A 25,907-nucleotide genomic window follows, 5' to 3' on the forward strand; every position below is an offset into this window, starting at 1 on the left:
TCATAGTCTGAACTGGCGGATCAGTGCATTCAATTGCTGCGACAGCACCTGCAGTTCGTTGGCGGTGTTGCAAGTGGAGTCGGCGCTGCCAACGGTGGCTTCTGATTCCCGGCTGATCCGGTGAATGCTGGATGACAGTTGCTCACTGATGCGCACCTGCTGTTCCATATCGGCCAGGGTTGACTGGCTGAGCTGGGTCATCTGGTCCATGCGTTCGATCGTCAGGTTGAGGGCTTCGGCGGCGTCCTGGATGCGTGATACGCCTTCTTCAGCGGTTTCCCGCGCGGTGTGCATGGTGCCAACGGCTTTTTGGGCTTCCGTCTGTAGCTGGGCGATCATGGATTCAATTTCACGGGCAGAGTCGTGGGTACGTTGGGACAGAGTGCGTACCTCGTCGGCGACAACGGCAAACCCGCGGCCGGATTCGCCAGCCCGCGCTGCTTCAATGGCAGCGTTCAGTGCCAGCAGGTTAGTCTGCTCGGCAATTTCCTTGATAACGACCAATACGCTACCGACGTTGTTGCTACGTTCATCCAGCGAACCAATAACGCCGGACGTTTCCAGTATCGAGTCTTTCATTGCCATGATGTGATCAACGGCCACCGAGGTCTTGCTCATGCCGTCATTGGCGACCTGGCGAGCCTCCAGCGCCGACTGGCTGCTGGCGCGAGCGTTGTCGGTGACGGTTGCGGTGCTGGACATCAGATCATCAATACCGTGCAGAATCTGGCTGGTTTCGGCGCGTTGCTTTTCAGCCGCCTGACGAGCTTGTTCAGCGCTCGTCAGGATATTGCTGGCGCTGGTTTCGACCTGGCCGGATGAGCTGGCTACCGCCTTGAGTGAGTTGGCGATGCGGTTGAGCATGTGATTGAGGGTTTTGGCGGTTTGACCAATTTCGTCAGTGCTGGAAGCGTCCAGTTGCAGGGTCAGGTCTGAGCTTTCTTCAATCTGGGTTAGAGTACGCTGCATCTTGTGGGTTGGTGAAACGATCAGCTTGCGCAGTAACAGCGACAAAATCACCAGCGCGGCCAGCATCATGCCACCTTGTAGCGACGCCAGCTCGATCATGTTGCTGTTGATCTGTTGGTCAATCTCATTCATCGAATAGGTGATGCGAGTAGCGCCAATGACTTCTCCTTCCTTGGCCTGGTGGCACAGCAAGCAGTTGGTGCCACGGTAGTTGGACGAGGCCACTACCGGTGTCACATAAGTGATAGAGCGGCCATCGGGACCATTCTTTTCAACCGACAGCGACTCGCCAGCCAGGGCGCGGTGATCCAACTCATCTTTGGGATATTCGTGGTCAAGCCCTTTGCCGTAGAGAGAATCGATACGCGGTGCCCGAATCATGCGGGCTTCCAGAATACGCTTGTCGGAAAGCAGTTTTTCGCGCAGCAGCTCGCGATTTTTGATGGCGCCCGAAACCATCAGCATATTCATGGAATCCAGATAGCCACTGGCCTTGTCATGGAGCAGGTCGTGAACCATGGTGTCGCTGATTTCCTGCTCTGACTGCATGCTGACCCGGACGGCAATAACCAGCACCAGTAACAGGATCCCCGCGAGGGCAAGATTGAGCTTGTTTTGAATGGTCATTCTGGATTCCTTGTGACCGATCTGAAGCAAATAGAGGTTTTGTTATTCTTAACACTAGCCCAGTAAATTGAAATTGCTCGCATTTCGCAGCTTTGATCATTGGAGTTTAAAACGCGTGTACAAACTTGGATTTTACATACCAGAAAGCCACCTTGAGTTGGTCAAGCAGGCCGTTTTTGATGTTGGCGGCGGCCGAATCGGTGACTATGAACACTGCTGCTGGCAGGTTGCCGGTGTCGGGCAGTTTCGCGCTGGAGCAGCGGCCAATCCGTTTATTGGCAAACCCGGAAAACTGGAGACGGTGGATGAATATCGGGTTGAATTGGTCGTGGAAGATGCTCTGGTGAGAGCGGTGTTGGCGGCCATGAAGCTGGCGCATCCTTATGAGGAGCCAGCCTTTGATATTGTGAGGCTGGTTGAAGAAAGCGAACTGCCCTGAGTCGGGCAGTCTGCCAGTGGAGTGAGCACTGCTGAAAAATCAGCCCTGATTGGTGCGAATATCGAACAGTTGTGGGCTGGCCGGGGACGGGTCTTGCAGATAGCGTCGCAAGGTTTCTGATACGGTGGCGAAGGCCAGTTCATCCCAAGGGATTTCAGCCGGTTCGAACAGCCGCACTTCCAGGCTTTCCGGGCCGGAGGCAAACACGGGCTCGGGTAATTCCGCTTTGAAGAACAGGTGCACCTGGCTGATGTGAATCACGCTGGCCATGCTGTAAAGCGGCCCCAAAGTGACCTTGGCGGCCGCTTCTTCCCAGGTTTCACGCAAGGCGGCTTCTTCGGTGCTTTCGTGGTTTTCCATAAAACCACCGGGCAGGGTCCAGTAACCGTAGCGGGGTTCAATCGCTCTTTTGCACAGCAGAATCTTGCCGTCATAGACCGGAATAGTGCCAGCAACAATACGCGGATTGCTATAAAAAATCGTGTTGCATTGAGTGCATACATGGCGTGGCCGGTTATCGTCTTCCGGTATGCGTACTTCGACAGCACCACCGCATTGGCTGCAGTATTTCATCCCTTCCTCGCTTTCGGACCCAAGGCTACAAATCAGTCGCGAGTATACCCCGTTTGTCTGCTTTAGCGATTGGCAATCTGGCGGAACGGAATGATGCTGGCAACCGGATCGGCGGACTGACCGCTGACTGATGTTTCGGATTGAGGGCTGTTAAGCAGGGCCTGACGCAGACGGTCAAGCTGGTCATGCATCATGCGCGACACCCGCAAGCAGGTGTTCAGCGGAGTTTTGGCCAGCTGGCGTTCCATGTCGATACGGAACTGAAGGCCGCGCAAGCGTCGCTGACTGTGAACTGGTGAGTTATCGATAAGATCCGCAATCAGTTGCTGGCGCAACTGTTCAAACTCCTGTGGGTTGGACTGCGCAAGTTGCACCATTTCATCAAAAGACGGCATTTCCACAACGACTACCTCGTAAAAAGTCATAATCGAACTTGCATTTGAGTGGATTTAGTCTACCTCAGTTACATTGTGTTAAAAAACTTATCTCTATGTTTTGAAACCTGTCTAAACTGTGAGAATTCTATAGTTTGGCCTTTGGAATCTGGTAAGGGTCTGATTTTGAATCTTTACTGAAATAGACCATTTCAGTGCAGCCGCTGGCGCTTTGAATTAATTGCTGGAGTAGCAGGTCTGACGACACTAGACTAAACACCATGACGAACGAAGAACTGTTGTCCAGATTGGCGGATCGGTGGAGCAATCATTCGCCCCGTAAATTTATCCGCACCGGGCTGCGCGAAGCTGCGGTCCTGATTGCTATTTCCGAAGAGCAGGGTGAGCTGTCACTGCTGCTGACCCGTCGCACTACTGAAATGCCGACCCACAAAGGTGAAGTTGCCTTTCCTGGCGGCAAGCGTGAACAGTATGATGCTGACCATATCGCCACTGCCTTGCGTGAAGCCGAAGAAGAAGTAGGGCTGGATCCTTCACGTGTTCGGGTGATTGGCGAACTGGATCAGGTGATTTCCAAGTTTGGATTTCTGGTAACGCCAGTGCTGGCGGTCATTCCTCATGACGTCGAACTGGTCGCCGACAGTCGTGAACTCGATTGTATGTTCCGGGTGCCCTTGTCCTTCTTTTCCCGTGAGCCCGATGAGTATTTTCAGCGTGATGGCATTGTGATGCCAACCTGGCGCTACGAGAAATTCCGTATCTGGGGGCTCACTGCCTACATGATTGCCGAGTTGATGAATCGCTACTTTGATGCCTCTATCAATGTGGGTCGGGTGGCTGCCGCCAGTCAGGACAGCAACGAAGAGTAAACGGCTGTTTACTTGAGCTCTGGCAAGCAGCGCGTTAGCATTCGCCCCCTTTCAAAGTGGAGACTGCCTGTGACGTCCTTAATCCCGGTCAAATCCCCCTGTGTGCATGTATGCATTCTCAATAATGATGATGTCTGCGAAGGCTGTTATCGCACGGGTATGGAAATCAGTCGCTGGGGGCGAATGGACAACGCTGAGAAGCAGCTGGTATTGCAAGCCTGTCAGCAGCGTGAACAGGATTCCGGCAATCTGATGATTTTCTCAGTCGATCAGGACTAGGCCTTTCTCCCCCTTTTTTTGCTAGTCGAGTTAAAAACTATGTCTGATTACGGTCGTTCAGCGGTTATTGGAACCCCTTTCTCTTCAACCGCTACCCGTGTGCTGTTGTGTGGCTCCGGAGAGCTGGGCAAGGAAGTGGTTATCGAGTTGCAGCGCCTGGGATGCGAAGTGATTGCGGTTGATCGTTACGCCAATGCACCAGCCATGCAGGTGGCTGATCGCAGCCACGTGATCAGCATGCTGGACGGCGCGGCCTTGCGTCAGGTGATCGAGGCTGAACAGCCACATCTGATTGTGCCTGAAATCGAAGCCATTGCTACCGATACGCTGGCAGAGCTGGAACAGCAGGGCTTCAATGTGGTGCCTACTGCCCGCGCCACCCAGCTGACCATGAATCGTGAAGGCATTCGTCGTCTGGCTGCTGAAGAACTGCAAGTGCCAACTTCCAGTTACCGCTTTGCTGCTGATGAGGCCGAATATTATCAGGCAGTTGCTGAAATCGGTTTGCCATGTTTGATCAAACCGATCATGAGTTCTTCCGGTAAGGGCCAGAGCTTCGTACGTAACGAAGATCAGCTGGCAGCTGCATGGGAATACGCTCAGCAGGGTGGTCGTGCTGGCAAGGGCAAGGTAATCGTTGAAGGCTTTGTTGATTTTGACTTTGAAATCACCTTGCTGACCATTCGTCATAGTGATGGCCAGGGTGGTACCGCTACCAGCTTCTGTGAGCCGATCGGTCATCGTCAGCAAGATGGTGATTATCAGGAGTCCTGGCAGCCGCAGGCGATGACCGCAGCCGCGCTGCAGTCCGCTCAGGCGATTGCTGCCAAGGTTACTGAAGCACTGGGTGGTTGGGGCTTGTATGGCGTTGAGCTGTTTGTAAAAGGCGATGAAGTGATTTTCAGTGAAGTGTCGCCACGTCCTCACGATACCGGACTGGTTACGCTGATTTCGCAGGAGCTGTCAGAGTTTGCCCTGCATGCACGGGCAATTCTCGGGCTGCCGATTCCGTTCATTCGCCAGTACGGCCCGTCGGCATCGGCAGTGCTGCTGGTTGAAGGCCAGTCAACGACTATGACCTACGGTAATCTGTTTGCTGCATTGACAGAACCGGGCACGCAGCTGCGTTTGTTTGGCAAGCCGGAGATGTCGGGCAAACGTCGTCTGGGCGTGGCGCTGGCACTTGATGAAAACATCGAGCAGGCGCGCCAGAAAGCCACCCGCAGCGCTACAGCGATTGATGTCACGCTTTGATTGAATTCAGGAGGGGTTGGGCGTCGGTGTCTCGGCGATCAATTCCTGACAATAGCGTAATTCCCGCACGCAACTCTGATTGCGACCACTGGCCTTGGCGTCATAGAGCGCCAGGTCAGCACACTTGACCCAGTCTGCCAGCTGAAATTTGTTCAGCCAGTCATCGCCTTCCTGTTGGTGAATCCAGGCAATACCAACGCTGATCGTCAACTGTGCTGCCGTTGGTGAGCTGTGATGGGCAATGGCAATTCGCTCAATCGGCTCATGAATCCGGCGGGCAATTTCTTCCACTTCCTTGCGGGTGCCGGCTTGTAGTAGCAGCGAAAACTCTTCGCCACCCCAACGTGCCAATGATTCGTTGGTGTCGATACCGCCCAATGCGCGTGCCACTTGCTGCAGCACCATGTCACCACGTGGATGGCCATAACTGTCGTTGTAGCGCTTGAAATGATCGATATCGACCAGAATCAGCACTTTTGACAGCGGCTGGAGATGCAATCGCTCCCAGGCTTTCAGCAGGCGATCATCAAAACCGCGGCGATTCAGAACCGATGTCAGCGAATCCGTGCGGCTCAACTCTTTCAGCTGGGTGTTTTGCAGTCGAATGGTTTCGACCATCTGGTTGTGGGAATTGGCAGCTCGTACCAGCTCAGCAATGCGTAAGCCACCCCGAACCGGGAATGGTGTGATTTTGCCAGTTTCGGCCGTCTCCCTCAGGTGGGCTTCTGCCCGTTTTAACGGAGAGACGATGAGGCGCAAAATCAGCGCAAAAATCATCGCTGGCACCATGCCCAGTAGCACCAGTTCTTTCCATACTTCACTCCCCAGCAAGTCTGGTACGCGGGTATTGGGGTCGCTGATTTCCAAACATAAAACCGGTTTTTGCAGCGGTGAGTAGAGACAGCGAACAAAGGTTGTTCTGGGTTCATCGACCGGTGCGTCCAGAGCAGGGGAATTATCGACCCAGGGCAACAGGTTAACTTGCAAACGTGTCAGCCGCTCCTTGGTTGCCAGGCTGTCGGCTTCGATGCTGCGGCTGAAAATCAGCCAGCCGTTGGAGGGCTGGTCACGATTAGAGGGCAGCACAGGGTGGGCGGCAACAATGCTGGCCTGGCCGTTAATTTTGATGATGCCGCTGCGAGGTCCATCGAGACTTAGCAGCTGCTGCAGCTCCTGAAAGGTATCGTTGTCGAGATTTTTGGGGGTCGACAGCCGCTCTTCCTCCGCGTCATAGAGAAAGATGTCGATTGGCTGCTGTTGTGCATCAAGGATGATTACATTATTCAGGTGCAGGGAAACAAAAGTGTCAGCAACAAAATTGGATTCGATGTATATGGCGTCTCTGTTGCGGATGTAATTCCAGGTGTCATCCCAGACGGAATAGTCCTGTACCGTAACTTCCAGCTGCTCCTGATCGATGTCAAAGGCTTCCTCCAGGCTCCCCATACTGGCCTGTTGGTGGCGCACGACGTCGGCCACCTCCTTCGGGTGAACCACCAGGGTCCGAAAGCTCACCAGTCCTGCCAGCCAGAACAGCAGATAGCCCAATACCAGAGTCAGGTAAAGGGTCTTGATGGAAATATCCAGAGCTCTCAGGGTCTTGTCTCCTGTGCTGAGCGGTATCACTCAAGCTTAGTGAATTTCGAAACGTCCGCCAGTTTGTTCTTCAGTCGCGCTTATGGCCGGAGTTGAAGAACGCGTGATGACTGGTTTTCGGTACTTCCCTGTGCATCAGTTGCAACATGCTGCAGTTACGACCTTCGCGCTTGGCTTCATACAAGGCGATGTCTGCCAGTTGCACCCAATCGCGCGGGCTGCATTTTTGCAGCCATAAACCGGAATCCAGAATCCAGGCGATACCGGCACTAACCGTAAGCTGAGGAGAGGTTGGGGAATATTCGTGACAGATTTCCAGTTTCCTGATGGTACGGCGTATCAGCTTGCGGAAATTTTCCAGTTCGGTTGCATCCTGCAGGTAAACAATCATGGCGAATTCTTCGCCACCATAGCGGGCTACCAGTTCATCGGTGCGCTTGGCGCATTCCATCAGGGCGCTGGCAACCTGACGCAATGCCAGGTCGCCAGCCTGGTGGCCGTAGTGGTCGTTGTATTCCTTGAAGTGATCAATGTCTACCAGCACCATTGCGACGTATGACGAACGGCGCAATATTCGCGACCAGGTTGCCTCCAGTGTGCGGTCGAAGGCCAGTCGATTGGGGATTTGGGTCAGCGGGTCGGTCGCCGACAGGGTTTTTAACTGGCTTTGTTGGCGCATGACTTTATACACCAGTTCGTTGTATGCATCTTTCAGTTGGCTAAGCTCCTGCACCGGAATACGGGTGTTGAACAAGACGGGCTTGAGCTGATTGTTACGGGCGTTGCGTTCCAGCATGCGTGTGGCCTGCCGAATTGGAGGTAGCAAGGCGTGGTCGATCAGCAAGAGCAGCAGAATGGGCAGTAGCAAGGCGAAGGCGAGCGTATATCCCAGTCGCTGATCGAAAAACGCCGGTGGTGCAACATGATGATGGATTATCATGCAGAGTTCCGCGTTGCCGTCCAGGTTGGTCAGGCAACGCTGGTGCTGGCTGGCTGGTCGCTCTATGGGAGCGCGCAAATCGGTGACTGGCTGACCTGCTGGCAAAGATGCCGGGCTGACCAATTCTGCCAGGATACGGGCCTGGCTGAACGACTGGCTTAGCTGGCGGTTCTGCAGTGGTCGGGTCAGTACAATCCAGCCGCTCAGCTCTTGATGTTGTGGGTCGGCAAGCACTGGGCTGATAGCGATCAGGGTTGGCTGATCATCAATCTGGCGAATATCCAGAATCATGCCGCCGCCAGAGGCCTTGCCCGGTTTTGATTTCAGCCACTCACTGTTGGAGTCAAGGTTAATGCTTTCTGTTTCACCTTGCAGGTGGGCTCGAAAGAGGGTTGAGCCGTCAAGCCGCAGCAAACTGGCCGACGTCAGTCCCAGGGCTATTAGCTGATTGACTGAAAACAGCTCAAATATCTGGTTGGCCTCATCATTGCGCAGCATTTGCAAGACTTCACTGCTTTCGGCATAGCCTCTTGCCAGATAGCCGAGCTCGTCCAGGCTGGCATCGATAATTTCCGCCAGTCCGGATATTTCCTGTTGTTGCTGGTTAACGGAATCAGCCAGTTCCTGTGGATATAGCCACACCAGCCGGATGCCAATCAGACCGGCTAACAGTACCAGCATGTAAATTGCCGAGCTGATCAGCAACAGTTTGCGAATCCCCAGAATGACCTCCGGCGCAAAGGAAGTAAAAGGAGTGACAGGGTCACTCCCAATACTAGACCTTGCCGGGGATTTTGACGGCCGTCACATCAAAAAAACGGTCATTACTACCGGCGGTGGAAGGGGTTATTGGTCGTTCAGGCTGAAATGCTGTATCGGTACATGCAGCAGCTGGTTGTCGGCGGTAATCCAGAGATCGTCACCATCCCGTTGAACGGCGAGATCCATGTTGCGATTGTGAAGGTCTGCCAGTTGCTGCATGGCGGCTGGCTGAAACCCGGCAATCTGAATGTTGTCGATATTGCCGAGCTGCTTTTGGCAATCGCTGAGCCAACTGCTGAGATTTTTATCGCTATAGCCATAAACCCACACCTGAGCGGCCTGGCGGCTTGCTTTTTTAAGGCGCTCGGCGGTTGGCTGGCCAACTTCAATCCAGTCGGTAATGGCGTTGATGTCGTCCTTTCGCCAGATGTCGGGCTCGTTGTCTGTGCTGAGGCCGCGGGTGAAAGTCAGGCCTTCGGTAGCATGCAGACAGAACGCCAGAATCCGGCTCATCATCCGCAAAGGGGTCTCTGACGGGTGTAATGCAACCGTCAGTGTCAGCTGTTCGTACAGCATTCTGTCGTTGTCGGCGAGGTTGATGGATGCCTTGCAAATGGTGGCTTTGAGGGCCATGACTGACTCCGGTGGACAGGATTGGGGAGCCTTTATAGCTAGGAATGTGTCAGACGACAAATCTGAACACTTGTTTATCGCGGAATCCTGACTATGGTTGAGGTGTGCGCATCGCAAGATGTTTGCAGGACAATAAAATTATTTAAAGCGGAAAGCCTCATATGAGTTATCGCGAATTCAGTGTGAACGGTCTGCTGGCAGAAGTGGGAATCCGTGTCAGGGCTGCTCGGCTGGCTATGAATCTGAGTCAGGAACAATTGGCGAGGGAAGCTGCCGTTAGCCGTTCCACCATCAAGCGGCTGGAAGCCGGAACCGATAGTGTCAGCCTGGCCAACTTATTATCGATTCTGCAGGTGCTGGATTGTATTGATCTGCTGGTCGGCGCCTTGCCAGAACCAGACGGTAGTTCGGACGCCCGTCAGCGGGCCTCTCGCAGTCTGACGGCCTGACTGGGCGTTAGATGCTTGAACCAGGGCGCGTTTCCCGTTAGGATGCGCGCACTCTTGGGGGAGTAGTCTTTTGCTGGCGCTACAACACAGCGCCGCGAATCCTGTATCAACATAATTGGGCCTCAAGCCCGTGGTGCAGGAGACACTGAGGTGTTTGACAAGACCTGAGACATTCACTGATGCCATGGGTGGCCATCAGGGTATGTCTTTGGAATTGCGCCACCCGGAAAAGATTATGGATCCTGTTGTAATTCCTTCCGCATTAATTCCTTCCATTACATCTGTTGCTCTGGCAGAGATGGGTGACAAAACCCAACTGCTGACTTTGCTGCTGGCTGTCCGTTTCAGAAATCGTGCTGGTATTGTTTTCGGCATCCTGTTGGCGACAGTGCTTAATCATGGTTTGTCGGCGCTGGCCGGTGGCTGGCTTGGCGTCAATATGGATCAGTGGCTATCAAGCCAGTGGCTGAACTGGATTATGGCCGGCTGTTTTATTGCCATGGGGATCTGGTTGCTGGTGCCGGATGAAGAAGACGGTATTAACGAAAAGTGGATGGCCGCTGGTGCTTTTGTGGCGACCTTTGTGCTGTTCTCACTGGCGGAGCTGGGCGACAAGACCCAGATCGTGACCGTGATGCTGGCAGCCCAGTTCCAGCAGCCGTTGACCGTTGCTGTTGGTACCACTATTGGTATGTTGCTGGCAAACGTGCCACTGGTGTGGTTCGGTCGGGCATTGGTTGATCGTTTGCCGATGGTGTGGATTCACCGGATTACGGCAGCACTGTTTATCGGGTCCGGTCTCTGGCTGTTGCTGGCGTAGAATGCCCTTATTTGTTCTGTGCGGTTGCTTTTCTGGTCTGTGAAGTGATCGTCTTATAGGATCGGGCGCTCTACACTAGCTCTGATAATAATGATCAGAGACACCCCAATGAGCGCCTATCCACATATTTTCCAACCCCTTGATCTGGGCTTTACCCAGCTGCGTAATCGCATTGTTATGGGTTCCATGCATACCGGCCTGGAAGACAAGCCTGAGCATTTCGACAAGCTGGCTGCCTATTTCGAAGAGCGCGCCCGTGGTGGCGTTGGCCTGATTGTCACAGGGGGCTTTTCCCCTAATGCCGAAGGTGACCTGATTCCGGCTGGCTCCAAGCTGGTCGATGAATCCCAGCTGCCGTGGCATCGACTGGTGACCGAGGCCGTGCATCGGCATGACAGTAAAATTCTGCTGCAATTGTTGCATGCTGGTCGTTACGGCTATACCCCGGCGTGTGTGTCAGCCAGTGACATTAAATCTCCCATCAGTCCGTTCAGGCCCAAGGCCATGTCTGGCGAGGAAGTGTGGCAAACCATCCGTGATTATGGCCGGGCTGCCCGGCTGGCGCGTCAGGCCGGGTATGACGGTGTTGAGATCATGGGATCGGAAGGCTATCTGATCACCCAGATGATCAGTCTGCGTACTAACCAGCGTGAAGATGAGTGGGGTGGCAGTTACGAAAATCGTATTCGTTTTGCGCTTGAGGTTGTGCGTGAGATTCGCCGCCAGGCGGGCGAGGACTTTATTCTGATGTTCCGCCTGTCGATGCTGGACCTGGTTGAAGGCGGTTCCACTCATGCTGAAATCGTCCAGCTGGCACAGGCGCTGGAGACTGAAGGTGTCAATATTCTCAACAGCGGTATTGGCTGGCATGAAGCCCGGGTGCCGACCATTGTGACGTCTGTACCACGTGCTGCCTTTGCCGAAGTAACGGCCAATATCCGGCAGCAGGTGAAAATTCCAGTCGTTGCTTCCAATCGGATTAACATGCCGGATGTGGCAGAGGCTGTGTTGGCCAGTGGTCAGGCCGATCTGATTTCAATGGCACGGCCAATGTTGGCTGACCCTGACTGGGTCGCCAAGGCGGCGCTGGGACAGGCGGACGAAATCAACACCTGTATCGCCTGTAACCAGGCTTGCCTGGATCACACTTTCGAGAACAAGTTGTCGAGCTGTCTGGTTAATCCGCGCGCCTGTAACGAAACCCGCCTGCAGTATCTGGCGGCGGAGCAAGTCAAAAAGGTCGCCGTTATCGGTGCCGGCCCGGCAGGTCTGGCGTGTGCGGTGGTCGCTGCGCAGCGTGGTCACCAGGTGACGATTTTTGAGGCTCGTGAGCAGATTGGTGGCCAATTCAACCTGGCTGCCAAAATTCCTGGCAAGGAAGAATTCCTCGAAACCATTCGTTATTTCAGGACCATGATCAGCAAACTGGGTATCGAATTGAAACTGGCTTGCCGTGCTAGTGCCGCCGAACTGCAGCAGGCCGGTTTTGAAGAAGTAGTGGTTGCCACGGGTGTGCAGCCGCGCATTCCAGAGCTGCCAGGGGTGGATCATGCCAAGGTGGTCAGTTATCAGCAGTTGCTGGCAGAAGGGCGCCAACTGGGCGGCCGGGTTGCCATCATGGGAGCTGGCGGCATTGGCTTTGATGTGGCGGAATATCTGTCGCTGGAAGGTAAATCACCATCACTGGATGCTGAACTCTGGCGGGCAGAGTGGGGTGTGGACATCAGCAGTCAGCAGGCTGGCGGCTTGACCCGACCACATATTGAGCCTTCACCGCGTAAATTATATCTGCTGCAGCGCAAGACTTCCTCTATGGGGAAAGGACTCAACAAAACCACCGGCTGGGTTCACAAGGCGGCGATGAAGATGAAGCAGGTTGAAATGATTACCGGTGCCAACTACCTGAGTATTGATGATCAGGGTCTGCATATCGAAGTGACGGATGGTGATGCTGTTCAGCAGCGACTGCTGGACGTTGATCATATCGTGCTGTGTACCGGTCAGGAGTCCGTCAACAGCTTGTATCAGGAACTGCAGGCGGCTGAGCCAGCCTTTGGCCTGCACTTGATTGGTGGTGCCGAAAAAGCGGGCGAATTGGATGCCAAGCGCGCAATAAAAATGGCCAGCGAGCTGGCAGCGCAGCTTTAAGATCGCTCGATAACTGACTGATTTTCAAGGGGGAGTATGGACGATTCCTCCTTGATCACTTGAACTAGTTCACAAAAAAACTTGATCTCTGTCAATAAATGTATAAAAGATAATCACGAAAGATCCTGTTCGTGAATGCTCATTTATGCCTGACGCCGAGGTCTGCCATGTCTTCTGAATACAATCTGGGGCTTGTTGCCCTGTCTTATTTACTGTCGGTCTTTGGATCCTATACGGCGCTCAAACTCGCCACTGGAATCCCTGGCACCAGTGGCCGGCTGTTCTGGTTTTGGCTGGTGGGTTCGGCGTTTGCCCTTGGTGGCGGCGCTGTCTGGGCGATGCATTTTGTTGGCATGCTGGCGTATAACACGCCGCTGGATTTTGGCTATAGCCTGCCCATGACCTTGCTGTCGCTTGTGTTGGCGGTTTTTGTTGTTGGCCTGGGGTTGTTCGTGGTTGGCAAGCGGCCGGGCAGTCTGATTCATCTGGTGCTGGCTGGGACCATTACCGGTTGCGGGGTTGCAGTGATGCATTACACCGGCATGGCTGCCATGGTGATGCCGGGTAGCATGAGTTATGAACCGACCCTGTTTCTGGTGTCAATTCTGATTGCGGTTGGTGCGGCTATTTGCGCTCTGTGGCTGGCGTTTAATGTTGACGGCTTCAGGTTGCAGCTACTCAGTGCCATGGTGATGGGCGTGGCCGTATGTGGTATGCACTATACCGGCATGGCGGCGATGCACATGAACTATGGCCTGCCTGCCACGTTAACCCTGCAGGACCTGCAATATGAGGCAGCCATTGATTCCGACATCATGGCAACCCTGATTGCGTTTGTTGCTGCGGGCGTTCTGGTTGCGCTGTTGCTGGGGACTCGCGAGGGGCTTAGCCAGCAGCGGCGCCTTGCAGCACTGAGGATTGATCGATAGTTGTGCTGAGGATTGTCATTCCGGGCGGCATAAGGATTCGTGCCGCGTGGCTGGCTGGGTTAAACTAGCGCTTTGTGTTTGACCCATTCCAATAACAGGTTCTTCATGCTCGCAGATAAAATCCGTAACCGCGAAACCGGCATTGTTTTATACGGCATTGTGCCGCCCAAAAAGGGCACAGCGCCAGAACGGGTAGAGGAAATCGCCGCGTTACAGATGTCCCGCCTGGAAGGCCAGCCGATTGACGGTCTGGTGTTGTACGATATTCAGGATGAAGCCAGCCGTACTGATGAAGAGCGGCCGTTCCCCTACATCGAAACTCTCGACAGCTTTGATTACAGCCGTAACCAGCTGGCAAGTCTGGATTTGCCGAAAATTATCTATCGCGCAGCCGGTAAATACAGTGAAGCGGAGCTGAGCGAATTCCTGCAGCAAGCATCGGTTACCAATAACATGACGGTGTTTGTCGGAGCAGCGTCGAAAGACCAGCCGGTTACCATGACCATGACGGAAGCCTATGCGCTGAAGCGCAGTGTGCGGCCAGACCTGCTTATCGGCGGTGTAACCATTCCGGAGCGTCATAACGCCAAGGGTTCTGAGCATCTGCGGGTGTTCGAAAAAATTCGTGAAGGCTGCTCGTTCTTTGTTTCGCAGGGCGTTTACGATCTGCAGGCGTCAAAGAACTTCCTGTCGGATTATTATTACTACGGTCGCGACAACGACTTGCCACTGGTGCCGGTGATTTTCACCCTGACCCCGTGCGGTTCAATCCAGACCCTGAATTTTATGAAATGGCTTGGCATCAGTATTCCTCGCTGGCTGGAAAATGAGCTGGTGCATGCCCGCGACATTCTGGAAACCTCGGTTAAACATTCCGAGCAGAACTGGCTGGAGCTGAAGGCTTTTGCTGACGAAAAAGGCATTCCGGTTGGCTGCAACATTGAAAGTGTTGCGGTTCGCAAGGTTGAAGTGGAAGCTTCGATCGAGTTGTTGAACCGGGTAGCAAAAAAGCGCTGATTTCAGCCACCTATACGCCACACATGCCAGAGGCTGGAGTCTATACTTCAGCCTCTTTCTGTTTTGACTACACGGACCCCTTGCTGAATGTTTTTTCAACAGGAACGCGAGCATTTTTTTCGGCCGCTGACAGGCAAGTACCGCGAGCAAATCGTTGAGTGCCTGAAGGAGCTTTATCAGCGTCTCTACAGCTCTGCCAATGCTGACTACGGCCATGCACTGATGCGTGACCAGCTGATCGAAATTTTCCAGGAAGCGCTGGTGCGCGGGCCGCAATCGCTGCTCAATGATGGCATCAGTGACGGCAGTAATGATTCGGCTGCAGAAGAGGTTCGCTCCACTCGCGAACAGGCAGTGTGGATTCTTAACCAGCTGCTCGAACATGGCTGGATCGAAAAGCAGGTTGATCAGGCGACGCTGCACAGCTCATTTTCGTTCACACGGTACGGTCGTGAGTTCACTGAACCCTTCGGGGCTGAAAATCGTACCACCGCCCGCACCCGCCATCGCAATACCCGCAACACCCGTAACTCGCTGGAAAGCTTTGTTGAGCGCGGTGATGTGTATGACCTGCTGGATGCCTTTGAATATTCCGAACGTATCATCAGTGATTTCACCGACGTGATTGCTGAACTGGATGAGCGCAAACGCGAGCTGGTGCAGGAAATGGAAGATCAGCTGTTGGTGCAGCACGCCAGTGACGCCTTCTTTGATTTTATGGAAAACCGCTTCCAGCCAGACCTGTCCGTGCGGTTGTCCGCCGATAACGTGGAACGCCATCGTGATCGTATCGAAGAGCTGATCCGCACTATTCGGCGTCAGGACACCGACTTCAAGGCCAATGCCGAACGACGCTTGCGCGAGTTGCTGCCGGAGCAGGCGGTGGCAGGGCAGTCGCTGTTATGGTGGGTGCTGGACGGCATTGAGCAACGCTTGCGTAACGCCTCGGAAATCATGTTGCCAGCGCTGCGCAAGGCACTGCAAAGCTTTACCAAGCGTGCCGACATCATTATTCGCCAGATGAGCTATCTGGCATCGCAGCAGCACAACGACGTACTGGCGGTGTGTAAAAAACTGGCGGCGACCTCGGCCGCACAACAGGACCAATTACTGGCGAAAGCCGGCGAATTGATGGGGGTGCCGCAATTTGGCTACGTCGATCCGGCCCAGGTGCGGCTGACGGCACCCCGTCAGCGTAATCAGATTGCTGCCGCCCTATCGGAAGAACGCGGTCAGCTTGATTCCGAAGCTCGCAAGGAAACCTATATCCGCCAGGTGCTGGACCAGGCTTTCCTGATTAACCAGCAAGCGTTACGGGAGTATCTCGGTCAGCAATTTCGCAGCGGCGCAGCGGTTTCCAGTCGTGAACTACCGGTCAATAGTGCCGCCGATTTGCTGGCAGTGGCTCATGCCATTGGCTTGGGCGCCGCTGACAGCGCGGTCGCCAATAGCAGCAGTGAATATCGCATTGTGGTGCGGCCGGAAACCGAGGCGGCAGCCCCGGAGACAGACCCGGCGACTGGCGTTGCTGTGGATGGACCGCAGTCAGGCGACGTTGGTCGTTATTTCGAATTCAAGGATCACTTTGTGTTTGAGCTGTTGCCAAGGCAGCCGGATACCACGGAATAAATCATGTTACATCTGATTGATAAACAACTGGAAAAGCAGGGTCTGGGCATGCGGGACCTGACCGAGCTGCTGATGCGCTTGCTCGACTATGGCGTGATCTGTCGCGACGAAAGCCAGATCGAGCAGCAACTGTACGACCGTTACCTGCGACTTGAAGAACTGGTGCAGGACTATCTGCAGGTCATCGGTTTGCGGGTGCTGCACGACCGCCGCTTTCAGTTTTTGCGGCTGGTGCCGCCGGGTGCTGTGGTGCCGGGACTGGAACAGGACGGCTTTGACCAGTCACAGTCCTTCCGGATGCGGCTGAACCAGAACGAAGTGGCCCTGACGCTGGTGCTGCGCACCCAGTACGACAAGGCCCTGCGCGAAGGTGCAGTCGACGAGCATGGCTGCGTGATGGTGTCGCTGGAAACCCTCGGCATTGCCATGAAAAACCTGCTCAAGCGGGCTCTGCCAGACCAGCTGACCGAACGCAAGGCACTGTTCCGGCGCTTGCGCCAACTGCGGCTGGTGCAGATCGTTAACGACGATCAACTTGGCGATACCGATGCTTGGTTGCGAATTCGGCCGATGATCATGAGCTATGTTTCTGATGAGGTCTTGTCGGCACTGCAAGGCGATCCTGATGCAGCTGCTTCTGATACTGCAGATGAAGAGTCTGCCGATGACGAAACAGATAACCAGGCAGATGACACCCGCCCTGACACTGCTGAAGCTGAGCTTGAAGCGGCAGCGTCAGTCTCCACCCCAAGCCTGTTTGGTGATTTGTCGGATGGGCTGGATGACGAAAACGAAACTGCAAATAGCGTAGCTGAAAGCAATACACCCAAAGCACCGGAGCAACAGGACTAGGTTATGTTTCTGAAGAAATTTATCTATGTGAACTGGGGCAATATTCCGGCCAGTGAATTTGAATTCGGTCCGATCAATCTGCTGTCAGGTGGTAACGGCTCTGGCAAGACCACGGCCGCCGACGCGATTCAGACCATTATGACGGCCGCACACGACACGCTGTTCAACTACAACCCGGGTCAGGATGAAGCAACCCAGCGCGGGCGCGGCAAGAATGTCCGCACGCTCGCCAGTTATGTGCTCGGTTGTGACGACGGCAGTTATGCGCGGCCCCAGGGCGCAGTGGGTTATCTGGCAGCGGTGTTTCATCCCACCAAAAACGAACCGGGTGAAGCTTTTACGGCCATTATTGGGGTGTCAGCCTCGCTGGATCGGGCTGGCAGTCAGCCGGTAGCCCGCCAGAATGACATCCAGTTCTACGTCGTTGCGGGTGAGCAGCTGACACTGTCGGATTTTTTGCAGGAAAATAAGCAAGGGCAGCGCCTGGTTGTACCGCTCGGCAAGCTTCGGAACTGGCTGCAGAACCGTCTTGGCCGGGATAACGCTGCCGGTGCCCTGAACGTCGAACAGTACGACACCAAAAAACAATACCTGCGCCGCCTGTACGGTGCCTTGCGTGGGCGGTTTGACGCCGTCAGCGAACGCGAAGCTATCAACGCAGCGCGTACCTTTTCGCGCTTTATGGCCTACAAGCCGGTCAAAAGCATCAATGGTTTTGTCGCCAACGAGATTCTCGAACAGCGCGATCTGGGCGATGCCATTCGCTCGGTATCTGACCTGATGAAAACCATCCATGCGATGGAGTCCGAATCCCGTCAGCTGGCGGCCACTATTGAACGGCTGAATCTGGCATCCGGGGCGTCTTCCCGTTACATCGACCAGTGGCTTGAGCATCAGGTGTTGGGTTATACCGCCGCCAAAAGCCGTTTTCTGGAAGATCAGAAGGGTTATCTCGGTGCCAAGGAACAGCAACAGAATCTGCGTCAGCAACTGAAAAATGCCGAGCAGGAGCGGGAAGTTGCCCAGCAACGGCGCACCAGCTTGCGGGAACAGTTGATTGGTCTGGAAGCCAAGCGTCTGGGTATCAGTGCCTTGCAGGACAAGGATGCTGCTGAAAAGTCGATTGAGCAATGCAAGCAGGACCTGCAACGTCAGGCGCTGCCATTGCTGGAGCAGGATCAGTTGCTGCAGGCCTCTTTGCGCGCTTCTGAGTTGATCCATAACAGCATGCAGAAAAGCAGCCTGGCGCTGGAGATTCCGTCACTGGCCAGTCGTGGCCTGAGCGATCAAATCAAACAGGTGTTGGCGATCAAGGACCAGGACAGCATTGACCTGCGCAAGCTGCTCGGCAAGGACTGGATTGACCTGTCTCCGCTGGAGCAGCATCTGGATGCCGCCCGCCTGCAGCAGGGTCTGATGAACAGTTGGCGTATGCGGTTCCACGATGCCGAGCTGGAGTCTTCCGGTTTGTCGATTCGTGAGCAGATCAGCCGGGTGGTGGATCGTCGCGAGCAGCGACTGCAGCAGCTGCGCGCTCGACTGGAGCAGAAGCAGGCCGACATCGACAGCCTTGAAGCCCGTCAGATGAATTATCCCGGCTTCGTGCGCCAGGCGCTGGAGTTTATCCGGCGCGAGTGCCCGGAAGCTGACCCAAGGGTGTTGGCGGATTACGTCTCGGTGACCGAAGGCGAGTGGCAAAGTGCCATCGAAGGCTATATTGGCGGGGCCCGTTTCAGCATTATTGTGGAGCCGGAATTTGAAGCCGAGGCGGCACGCATTCTGCGAGCGATTCCGGGTGGTAGCAAGGCGCGGGTCATCCAGGGCGAAAAGGCTCGCAAGGATGCTGATCGTATCCGCTTGCCGGATAACTCCATCATGGACGTGCTGGAATTCGAACACGCTACAGCGCGCGCTTATCTGCATGCCAGCTACGGCAGCGTCGAGCAGGTGGCTGATGCACAGGCGCTGAAGTCGACCCGTCGGGGCCTGACCTGTGATGGCCTCGGCTCCGGTTCCTATTCCATCTATCGCTGTGATATCGACGATGCCGAGCTGGTGTTTGGTGCTGCTGCCCGTGAACGGGCGATGCTGGCCAAGCAAAATGAATTGCAGCTGCTCGGTGTGCAGGCCAATGAGGCCGCCAGCAGTCTGAAAGAAGCCAGTCAGTTACTGGATGCTATCAACCTGCTGCGCCAGCTCGACTTTGGCGACCAGATGCAGCAGATGCTGGATACGCACTACCAGCTTCAGAAATCAGAAAAATCTCTTGAAAACATAGACTTGTCAGACTTTTCTGAAGTTGAACATGAATTTGATCAACTCAAGCAAAAAGCGGATGAGCAGGATCTGCGCATCCGCGAACTGGATGGTTTGCTGGGCAGCCTGGCGCAGCAATTAAAGGACATCGAGCTGCGCTGCAAGCAGTTGAGTGATCATCAGGAGCAGACCTCCGAGCTGGCTGACAAAGCCGAAGCGGCGCTGCGTCAGGTGGCTTCCCTGTGGCCGGATCTGGATCTTGAGCAGGCGCTGGAAAATGCCGACCGTGAGGCGTCATCCAACTCGGCGGACAGCTTGCAGAAGCAGGCACAGGCGATTGTGCAGGAACTGAATTCAATCGCTTACGAAGTCGAGCGGCATATTGCCGAACACAACCAGAGCTGCCAGACCATTGATGCGATTGTTTACAGCCCGGACTACCGTCATGAACACAGCGAGGTGTTTTTCAAAACCCTCTGTGGCCTGACGCGGGAGATTGAACGGGTTCATAACCGCCTCAAGAACAACATTCTGGTGGCCAAGCAGGATCAGCTGCAAAAGCTGCGCGAGAGCTTTAACAACGCCTTTGTGACCAACCTCTGCCACTCCATCTATCAGTCGATTAACGACGGCAAGCGGGTGCTGGAAGAGCTGAATCGGGAGTTGGCGCACCACCGTTTTGGTGCTGACCAGGAATGCTACTGGTTTGACTGGGAGTGGGTGCCGGAATACAAGGAATACTGGCAGTTCTTCGAAGAGGTGATCAAAAACCCGACCCTGGGTGAAGGGGCAACGCTGTTTGATGCTGATTTGCCAAAGTCTGCGCTGAAGGTGCGAGACCGCCTGATTGCCATGCTGCTGGATGAAGATGAACAGAAGGCCATGCGCGAGCTGGAGCGTATATCTGATTATCGCAACTACCGCAGCTATGAAATCTACAAGCAGCCGGCCAACAAGGACCCGATTGCCCTGAGTCAGTACGGCACCGGCTCTGGTGGCCAGCTGGAAACACCGGCTTACATTATTCGCTCTGCGGCGATCACTTCGGCATTCCGTTTCAATGAAGGCGACACCCACCTGCGTATGGTACTGGTCGATGAGGCCTTCTCGAAAATGGACGAGGCGCGCTCAAAAGAGGTGATCAACTATCTGACCGAAAGCCTTGGTTTACAGTTGTTGTTTATTATGCCGACCAGTAAGTCCGGGCCGTTTATGGACATGATTTCCAACCAGTTTGTGTTCAGCAAGATTCCGTTGCTGGGTGACCAGCAGACCGGTGAATTGAAGACCCGTGTTCTGGTTGACCGGCAGAAATGTAACCAGGAACGCATTCAGGAATTGTGGGCCAACCACCGCAAGACCATTCGCCACCAGGCGGGGCTGGATTTTATGGCGGAGTTCGGCTGAAAAGTGGGGCGGCTGCCGATTAGTCGGCAGTCGTTACCGAGCGGGATTCACCGTGACCCTGATAAAACAGGGTGGTGGTTTTTACCGGCTGTGCGGTGTCGGTTTTTGCTGTGACGGGCTCTTCGCCTTCTGAGCTATGGCCCGGGCTTGAGCAAGCGCTGGTCATCAGGGTGATAACCACAGCCGCGAGGGCCATTCCTGTTGGTCTGCCGCATAATAAATCCATAGAAATCATCCGGATAAATGGAATTCGGTGATTTTACCGTTTGGATATAACTATGCAACGAATCAATAATCAGCCTTTGTTCGGTTGATTATTTCCTTTGGCTACATTGTTGTTCATTTGGGATGTCGGCTGATGGTGCTGCTCTTTCGCTTGAGCGAAGCGTGGCGCGGCCATACTTGGGGTGCGGACTGGACGATTTACGGGTCTGAAGCTTGAACGTGACATCTTGTTTCCTGTTGCTAGATGGACATGGATCTCAGCGAGGGCAAGAGCCTATCATAAATATTCGTTATTCGTTTTATTTATGTGATAGGTCGCAAGTATGGATCGATTGAATTATGGCCAGAATTTGGCTCAAAATGGTGTCTTTGATGCAGAAATGCCTCGGCAAGCCGGATAACGCAGTAAAACCGGAGAATTTACAAATGATTAAAAAACTCTGTTCCATTGGCTCGATAACCGCCGTGGTGGCAGCTCTGAGCAGCTTTTCGGCCGCTGCGCTGGCTGACCGTGTATATCTTGATGTGCGAACGCCGCAGGAATTTCAGCAAGGGCATCTGGAAGGGGCGATCAATATTCCCTTTGATCAAATTGGTGAGCGAGCGGCGGCTGCCGGGTTAAAGCAGGATGATGAATTGGTGGTTTATTGCCGCTCTGGCCGTCGTGCTGGCATGGCCATTAAAACCCTGGAGTCCATGGGTTATAGCAATATGACCAATGTGCGGGATTTGGATGGTGCCAGGGGCTGGCAAGTGGCGCATCCACAATAATCAGAAGAACCTGGCCGGTGGTGATTTGCTGGCCAGGCTTGTATTGGCAGGGCTCAGTAACCCATGTGCGCCAGCGCGGCGTCCATGACTTCCGGGCCAGCGCCTTTTTTATGGGCATTTTCGCTCAAATGGCGGCGATACAGACGAGCACCGGATTGAGCCTGAAACAGCCCCAGCGTGTGACGACTGATGTGATGTAATAGTGCACCTTGCTGTAGCTGCTCTTCAATGTAGGGGTAGAGTGCACGAATAGCTGCTGCTTTCTGCTCGCCAGCCACCTCTGTCAGCGCTGCTTCATTGGTTTGCTGGTAGTAGCGTTGATCAACCTGCATCAGTACTTCCGGCGAGTGGTAGGCTTCACGACCAAGCATTACGCCATCGACGTGCTGCAAGGCCTGTTGGCATTGCTCATGAGTCTGCAGGCCACCGTTAATCAGAATTTCCAGTTCCGGAAACTCCTGTTTCAGACGATAAACGTAATCGTATTTCAGCGGCGGAATCTCTCGATTCTCTTTGGGTGACAAGCCTTGCAGAATCGCCTTGCGGGCGTGAACGATAAATACGTTGCAACCGGTTTCGGCGATTGTGCCAACAAAGTCCCGCATGTATTCGTAGCTGTCCAGCTCATCAATGCCAATGCGGTGCTTGATGGTGACCGGAATGGTGCAGCTGTCCATCATGGCCTTGATGCAGTCGGCCACCAGTTGCGGGTGGCCCATCAGGCAGGCGCCAATCATATTATTCTGCACCCGGTCACTGGGGCAGCCAACGTTGAGGTTGACCTCGTCATAGCCCCATTCTTCAGCAAAGCGGGCACACTGGGCCAGCTCATCCGGCTTGCTGCCACCGAGCTGCAATGCCAGCGGGTGCTCAATGTCGTTGTATTCCAGAAAACGCTCACGATTGCCGTGAATCAACGCGCCAGTGGTCACCATTTCAGTGTAAAGCACGGCATCTTTGCTGAGCTGACGCCAGAAGTAACGGCAGTGGCGGTCGCTCCAGTCCATCATGGGTGCGGTGGTAAAACGTCGATTGAGGGTCATAGCGTCAGGGTCACGAGCGATCAAGCAGGGATTTCAATTCGTTGAGGTACTGTTTGCGAGACAGCAGGAGCTGCCAGCGGCGGCCGCCAACCTGGCGCCACAAGATCGCCGCACGGATACCTGCCAGCAGCAGTGCCCGGACGCGATTGGCGGTCAGGGGGTTCTGCAGGTGGGTTGGGTTGCCGGTGACGTGAATGCGGTAGCTGAGATTACTGAGGGTGCGCTTGTAGAGATCCGCCAGTGCTGCAACGGTGTTTTCGTGGGTGATGTCAAAGTGCTCAGCCTGGCGTGATGCCTGCTGAATGCCGTCGCCCAGTTCGCCAATCATGGCCTGGTTGCGACGTAGCTTGCCTTCCAGGTTAAGGATGGCAACGACGTAGCGGGTAACGTCCGGGCTGATGCCAGAGCCCTGGCCAGAGGCCAGGGTTACAAAACTGCGCATGCCGGGTTCCAGCGTGCGCGCAGCATCGCCGTAGATATCATCGAAGCGATCCGGGTTTTGCACAAACAGGCTGGCAAGCAGGGGGGCTGCGTCCTTGTTGGACATGTCTCCGGTGCGAGCGAGCTCTTCAACCAGCGTTGCGGCCTGGACGATGGCAGCCATGGCGATGGCTTGTTCGCGACGATCAGCCATGGTTGCCTCCTGTGGTTTGGTCTGCAGTGCCAGTGGTTTCAATCACGCCGCCACCCAGGCAAACGTTGCCGGAGTAGAGCACAACGGATTGGCCGGGCGTCACAGCACGCTGTGGCTGATCAAAAACAATGCGGTAGCCGATTTTACCATTCTGGTCGGCCCGCTCGATGCGGCAGTCCTGATCGTCCTGGCGGTAACGGACCTTGGCGGTGCACTGCAGTGGCAGCTCAGCCGGTTCGCCATTGACCCAGAAAATTTCGCCGGTGGTGAGCCAGTCCTTGAACAGCAACGGGTGATTCTTGCCCTGTACTGCGATCAGCACATTGCGTTCTAGGTCTTTTCCTGCCACAAACCAGGGGTCTTCGGAGTAGTTCGACAAGCCGCCGATACCTAGCCCCTGACGCTGGCCGAGAGTGTGGTACATCAGCCCCTGGTGCTCACCAATGACGTCGCCGTCTGGCGTTTCGATTTTCCCCGGCTGAGCTGGCAGGTACTGCTTGAGGAAGTCGCGGAAGCGACGTTCACCAATAAAGCAGATGCCAGTGGAGTCTTTCTTCTTGGCTGTGGCTAGACCTTGTTCTTCGGCGATACGGCGTACTTCCGGTTTTTCCAGTTCACCGACGGGGAACAGGGTCTGGGCGATTTCAGTGCCGGCGACGGCGTGCAGGAAGTAGCTCTGGTCCTTGTTGTCGTCAAGGCCCTTCAACAGCAATGTCTTGCCGTCGTCGGTGTCATGGCGTTGGACATAGTGCCCGGTAGCGATCAGATCAGCACCCAGTACTTTGGCGTATTCGAGGAATGCCTTGAACTTGATTTCGCGGTTACAGAGGATGTCCGGATTTGGTGTACGGCCAGCCTTGTATTCGGCAAGGAAGTACTCGAACACATTGTCCCAGTATTCGGCGGCAAAGTTGGCCTGATGCAGCTTGATGCCCAGCTTGTCACAAACGGCCTGGGCATCGGCCAGATCTTCCTTGGCGGTGCAGTATTCCGTGCCGTCATCTTCATCCCAGTTTTTCATAAACAGGCCTTCAACCTGATAACCCTGTTGCATCAACAGGTAGGCTGAAACGGAAGAGTCGACCCCGCCGGACATGCCGACGATGACTTTGGTGTTCTGGTTAGACATCTGCTTAAGGGTGCTCTGTAATCACATCCAGTGGGTAGTGCTTGCCTGACAGGTAATCTTCGATACAAGTCAGAACCATTTGACTGCGAAGGTTGGGGCAGTCGCGCAATTCTTCAATGCTCATCCAGCGTGGTCCGACAATGCCGTCGTCCAGCTGTGCATCCGGAATCGCCTGAATCGGCTCACCGGCAAAACAATAGCGATGATAGGTGATGCCATTGGCGGGTGCGGTGTAGGTATAGAGGCCAATCAGGGCGGTTGGTTTTACTTGCCAGCCGGTTTCTTCAATGCTTTCGCGAATGACGGCATCCAGGATGGCTTCGTTCGCTTCGATATGGCCCGCAGGCTGATTGATGACACGCTGGCCATCACTGATCTCTTCCACCATCAGGAATTTACCGTCGCGTTCAGCAACAACGGCAACCGTTGCATGGGGCGTCCAGCGTTCGCTCATAGTTACTCCAGATCAAATTGGGTCGCCATGATATACGAAAGCTGCCCGGTCGCCCAACAGGGATGGCCTCTGAATGACAGCGCTAGCGTCGTTTGGTTGATTTGGTCGACGGCGTTTGCCGGCTGCGTTTATTACCAGTCTTGCTGGTCGCCTGATTGCTATTACGGGGTTTGCTCGTGCCTGAGCTGCCTGGTCGCTTCGGCCGGGCGTTGTTTGCCGGGGCTGGCATGTTGATCTGTTCGACACGGTATTCGCCGGGCTGCAGCCCCTCAATGGTCCAGGGGCCAATCTGAACCCTGACAAGACGCAAGGTTGGGTGACCAATATGTGCCGTCATACGTCGAACCTGACGGTTACGACCTTCACTGATCTTGATTTCCAGCCAGCTGGTTTCATCATTCAGACGCTGGCGAATGGGGGGATTCCTTGCCCACAGTTGTGGCTCTGGTAGTAGTCGGACCTTGGCGGGTCGGGTGGGGCCATCCTTGAGCGTAACGCCGCGAATCAATTGATCAATGGATTCACTGGAAGGAGTGCCTTCGACCTGTACCCAATAGGTCTTTTCCATCTTGTGATTGGGGTTGGCGATGCGAGCCTGGAGCTGGCCGTCATCGGTCAGGAGTAGTAATCCCTCGGAATCATGGTCCAGTCGTCCGGCCGGATAGACACCCGGCAGGTCGATGTAGGTCGCAAGTGTGGCCCGATCGCTGGAATCAGTGAACTGCGACAAAACATTGAATGGCTTATTCAAAAGAATCAATTTGGACATGTGTCGATACTGTTGTAAGAAAACTACTTAACCAATGGT

25 protein-coding genes are annotated in these 25,907 nt (G+C 54.6%); 13 read left to right on the forward strand and 12 right to left on the reverse strand.

All coding sequences use genetic code 11. The annotated features are described in order from the left end of the window. Entirely contained in the window at positions 1 to 1,596 is a 1,596-nt protein-coding gene (locus tag K6123_RS06540) for a methyl-accepting chemotaxis protein (protein ID WP_221795406.1), read from the reverse strand. Positions 1,597 to 1,669: 73 nt separating this feature from the next. Between K6123_RS06540 and K6123_RS06545 the strand changes: the two genes are divergently transcribed. Then, positions 1,670 to 2,035, forward strand: coding sequence for a YqfO family protein (locus K6123_RS06545; protein ID WP_246624644.1), 366 nt, complete (start codon positions 1,670 to 1,672; stop codon positions 2,033 to 2,035). Between the two features lie 39 nt (positions 2,036 to 2,074). Here K6123_RS06545 and K6123_RS06550 read toward each other — a convergent pair whose 3' ends face one another. After that, positions 2,075 to 2,608 carry an NUDIX hydrolase gene (locus K6123_RS06550; RefSeq protein ID WP_221795408.1) on the reverse strand — a complete coding sequence of 178 codons (534 nt, stop codon included), beginning with the start codon at positions 2,606 to 2,608 and terminating at the stop codon, positions 2,075 to 2,077. Positions 2,609 to 2,670: 62 nt separating this feature from the next. Beyond that, positions 2,671 to 3,033 carry a DUF3135 domain-containing protein gene (locus K6123_RS06555; RefSeq protein ID WP_221795411.1) on the reverse strand — a complete coding sequence of 121 codons (363 nt, stop codon included), beginning with the start codon at positions 3,031 to 3,033 and terminating at the stop codon, positions 2,671 to 2,673. Between the two features lie 230 nt (positions 3,034 to 3,263). Here K6123_RS06555 and K6123_RS06560 point away from each other — a divergent pair, with 230 nt between their 5' ends. The 3 genes from K6123_RS06560 (at position 3,264) to purT (ending at position 5,405) form a co-directional block, all read left to right on the forward strand. After that, complete coding sequence (locus K6123_RS06560) at positions 3,264 to 3,872, forward strand: NUDIX hydrolase (protein WP_221795414.1); 609 nt, start codon at positions 3,264 to 3,266, stop codon at positions 3,870 to 3,872. 69 nt (positions 3,873 to 3,941) lie between these two features. Then, complete coding sequence (locus tag K6123_RS06565; RefSeq protein WP_221795417.1) at positions 3,942 to 4,151, forward strand: DUF1289 domain-containing protein; 210 nt, start codon at positions 3,942 to 3,944, stop codon at positions 4,149 to 4,151. 39 nt (positions 4,152 to 4,190) lie between these two features. Continuing rightward, entirely contained in the window at positions 4,191 to 5,405 is a 1,215-nt protein-coding gene (purT, locus tag K6123_RS06570) for a formate-dependent phosphoribosylglycinamide formyltransferase (protein WP_221795420.1), read from the forward strand. A gap of 6 nt (positions 5,406 to 5,411) precedes the next feature. On the opposite strand, the gene K6123_RS06575 is transcribed toward purT, so the two are convergent. The 3 genes from K6123_RS06575 to K6123_RS06585 form a co-directional block, all read right to left on the reverse strand. Next, positions 5,412 to 7,031, reverse strand: a complete 1,620-nt coding sequence (locus K6123_RS06575) for a diguanylate cyclase domain-containing protein (protein WP_221795423.1) — start codon at positions 7,029 to 7,031, stop codon at positions 5,412 to 5,414. Positions 7,032 to 7,071: 40 nt separating this feature from the next. After that, a complete protein-coding gene (locus K6123_RS06580) occupies positions 7,072 to 8,622 on the reverse strand; it encodes a diguanylate cyclase domain-containing protein (RefSeq protein ID WP_221795426.1) in 1,551 nt (516 codons plus the stop codon). 165 nt (positions 8,623 to 8,787) lie between these two features. After that, on the reverse strand, positions 8,788 to 9,336 hold the full coding sequence (locus K6123_RS06585; protein ID WP_221795429.1) for a YaeQ family protein: 549 nt from the start codon (positions 9,334 to 9,336) through the stop codon (positions 8,788 to 8,790). Positions 9,337 to 9,497: 161 nt separating this feature from the next. Between K6123_RS06585 and K6123_RS06590 the strand changes: the two genes are divergently transcribed. From K6123_RS06590 to K6123_RS06625, 8 genes are all read left to right on the forward strand, one after another. Then, positions 9,498 to 9,785, forward strand: a complete 288-nt coding sequence (locus K6123_RS06590) for a helix-turn-helix domain-containing protein (protein ID WP_221795432.1) — start codon at positions 9,498 to 9,500, stop codon at positions 9,783 to 9,785. Between the two features lie 235 nt (positions 9,786 to 10,020). Then, positions 10,021 to 10,605, forward strand: a complete 585-nt coding sequence (locus tag K6123_RS06595; RefSeq protein WP_246624645.1) for a TMEM165/GDT1 family protein — start codon at positions 10,021 to 10,023, stop codon at positions 10,603 to 10,605. A gap of 108 nt (positions 10,606 to 10,713) precedes the next feature. Beyond that, the gene (locus K6123_RS06600) at positions 10,714 to 12,753 is read left to right on the forward strand and encodes an NADPH-dependent 2,4-dienoyl-CoA reductase (protein WP_221795434.1); all 2,040 of its coding nucleotides are present in this window, start codon (positions 10,714 to 10,716) and stop codon (positions 12,751 to 12,753) included. 167 nt (positions 12,754 to 12,920) lie between these two features. Beyond that, on the forward strand, positions 12,921 to 13,682 hold the full coding sequence (locus K6123_RS06605; RefSeq protein WP_221795437.1) for an MHYT domain-containing protein: 762 nt from the start codon (positions 12,921 to 12,923) through the stop codon (positions 13,680 to 13,682). Positions 13,683 to 13,787: 105 nt separating this feature from the next. Further along, a complete protein-coding gene (locus K6123_RS06610) occupies positions 13,788 to 14,699 on the forward strand; it encodes a methylenetetrahydrofolate reductase (RefSeq protein ID WP_221795439.1) in 912 nt (303 codons plus the stop codon). 87 nt (positions 14,700 to 14,786) lie between these two features. Then, positions 14,787 to 16,328: a Wadjet anti-phage system protein JetA family protein gene (locus K6123_RS06615; RefSeq protein WP_221795442.1), complete on the forward strand. Its 1,542-nt coding sequence runs from the start codon at positions 14,787 to 14,789 to the stop codon at positions 16,326 to 16,328. 3 nt (positions 16,329 to 16,331) lie between these two features. Further along, positions 16,332 to 17,180, forward strand: a complete 849-nt coding sequence (locus tag K6123_RS06620) for a DUF4194 domain-containing protein (RefSeq protein ID WP_221795445.1) — start codon at positions 16,332 to 16,334, stop codon at positions 17,178 to 17,180. 3 nt (positions 17,181 to 17,183) lie between these two features. After that, complete coding sequence (locus K6123_RS06625) at positions 17,184 to 20,843, forward strand: ATP-binding protein (protein WP_221795448.1); 3,660 nt, start codon at positions 17,184 to 17,186, stop codon at positions 20,841 to 20,843. A gap of 19 nt (positions 20,844 to 20,862) precedes the next feature. Here the strand turns inward: K6123_RS06625 and K6123_RS06630 are convergent, their stop codons facing one another. Beyond that, positions 20,863 to 21,039, reverse strand: a complete 177-nt coding sequence (locus tag K6123_RS06630) for a hypothetical protein (protein ID WP_221795451.1) — start codon at positions 21,037 to 21,039, stop codon at positions 20,863 to 20,865. A 455-nt stretch (positions 21,040 to 21,494) separates the two neighbouring features. Here K6123_RS06630 and K6123_RS06635 point away from each other — a divergent pair, with 455 nt between their 5' ends. Beyond that, complete coding sequence (locus tag K6123_RS06635; RefSeq protein ID WP_221795454.1) at positions 21,495 to 21,839, forward strand: rhodanese-like domain-containing protein; 345 nt, start codon at positions 21,495 to 21,497, stop codon at positions 21,837 to 21,839. 53 nt (positions 21,840 to 21,892) lie between these two features. On the opposite strand, the gene dusA is transcribed toward K6123_RS06635, so the two are convergent. The 5 genes from dusA to K6123_RS06660 all read right to left on the reverse strand — a co-directional run bounded on the left by dusA (position 21,893) and on the right by K6123_RS06660 (position 25,868). Beyond that, on the reverse strand, positions 21,893 to 22,882 hold the full coding sequence (gene dusA, locus K6123_RS06640; protein WP_221795457.1) for a tRNA dihydrouridine(20/20a) synthase DusA: 990 nt from the start codon (positions 22,880 to 22,882) through the stop codon (positions 21,893 to 21,895). A gap of 10 nt (positions 22,883 to 22,892) precedes the next feature. Continuing rightward, complete coding sequence (gene hflD, locus K6123_RS06645) at positions 22,893 to 23,516, reverse strand: high frequency lysogenization protein HflD (protein WP_221795460.1); 624 nt, start codon at positions 23,514 to 23,516, stop codon at positions 22,893 to 22,895. Then, positions 23,509 to 24,645, reverse strand: coding sequence for a tRNA 2-thiouridine(34) synthase MnmA (gene mnmA, locus K6123_RS06650; protein ID WP_221795463.1), 1,137 nt, complete (start codon positions 24,643 to 24,645; stop codon positions 23,509 to 23,511). The genes hflD and mnmA overlap by 8 nt, the downstream gene beginning before the upstream one ends. A 4-nt stretch (positions 24,646 to 24,649) precedes the next feature. After that, positions 24,650 to 25,099, reverse strand: a complete 450-nt coding sequence (locus tag K6123_RS06655) for an NUDIX hydrolase (protein WP_221795466.1) — start codon at positions 25,097 to 25,099, stop codon at positions 24,650 to 24,652. An 82-nt stretch (positions 25,100 to 25,181) separates the two neighbouring features. Continuing rightward, the gene (locus K6123_RS06660; protein WP_221795469.1) at positions 25,182 to 25,868 is read right to left on the reverse strand and encodes a pseudouridine synthase; all 687 of its coding nucleotides are present in this window, start codon (positions 25,866 to 25,868) and stop codon (positions 25,182 to 25,184) included. Positions 25,869 to 25,907: the final 39 nt, after the last annotated feature.

The organism is Oceanobacter mangrovi (assembly GCF_019740315.1).
In the GTDB taxonomy this organism is placed as follows: domain Bacteria; phylum Pseudomonadota; class Gammaproteobacteria; order Pseudomonadales; family Oceanobacteraceae; genus Oceanobacter; species Oceanobacter mangrovi.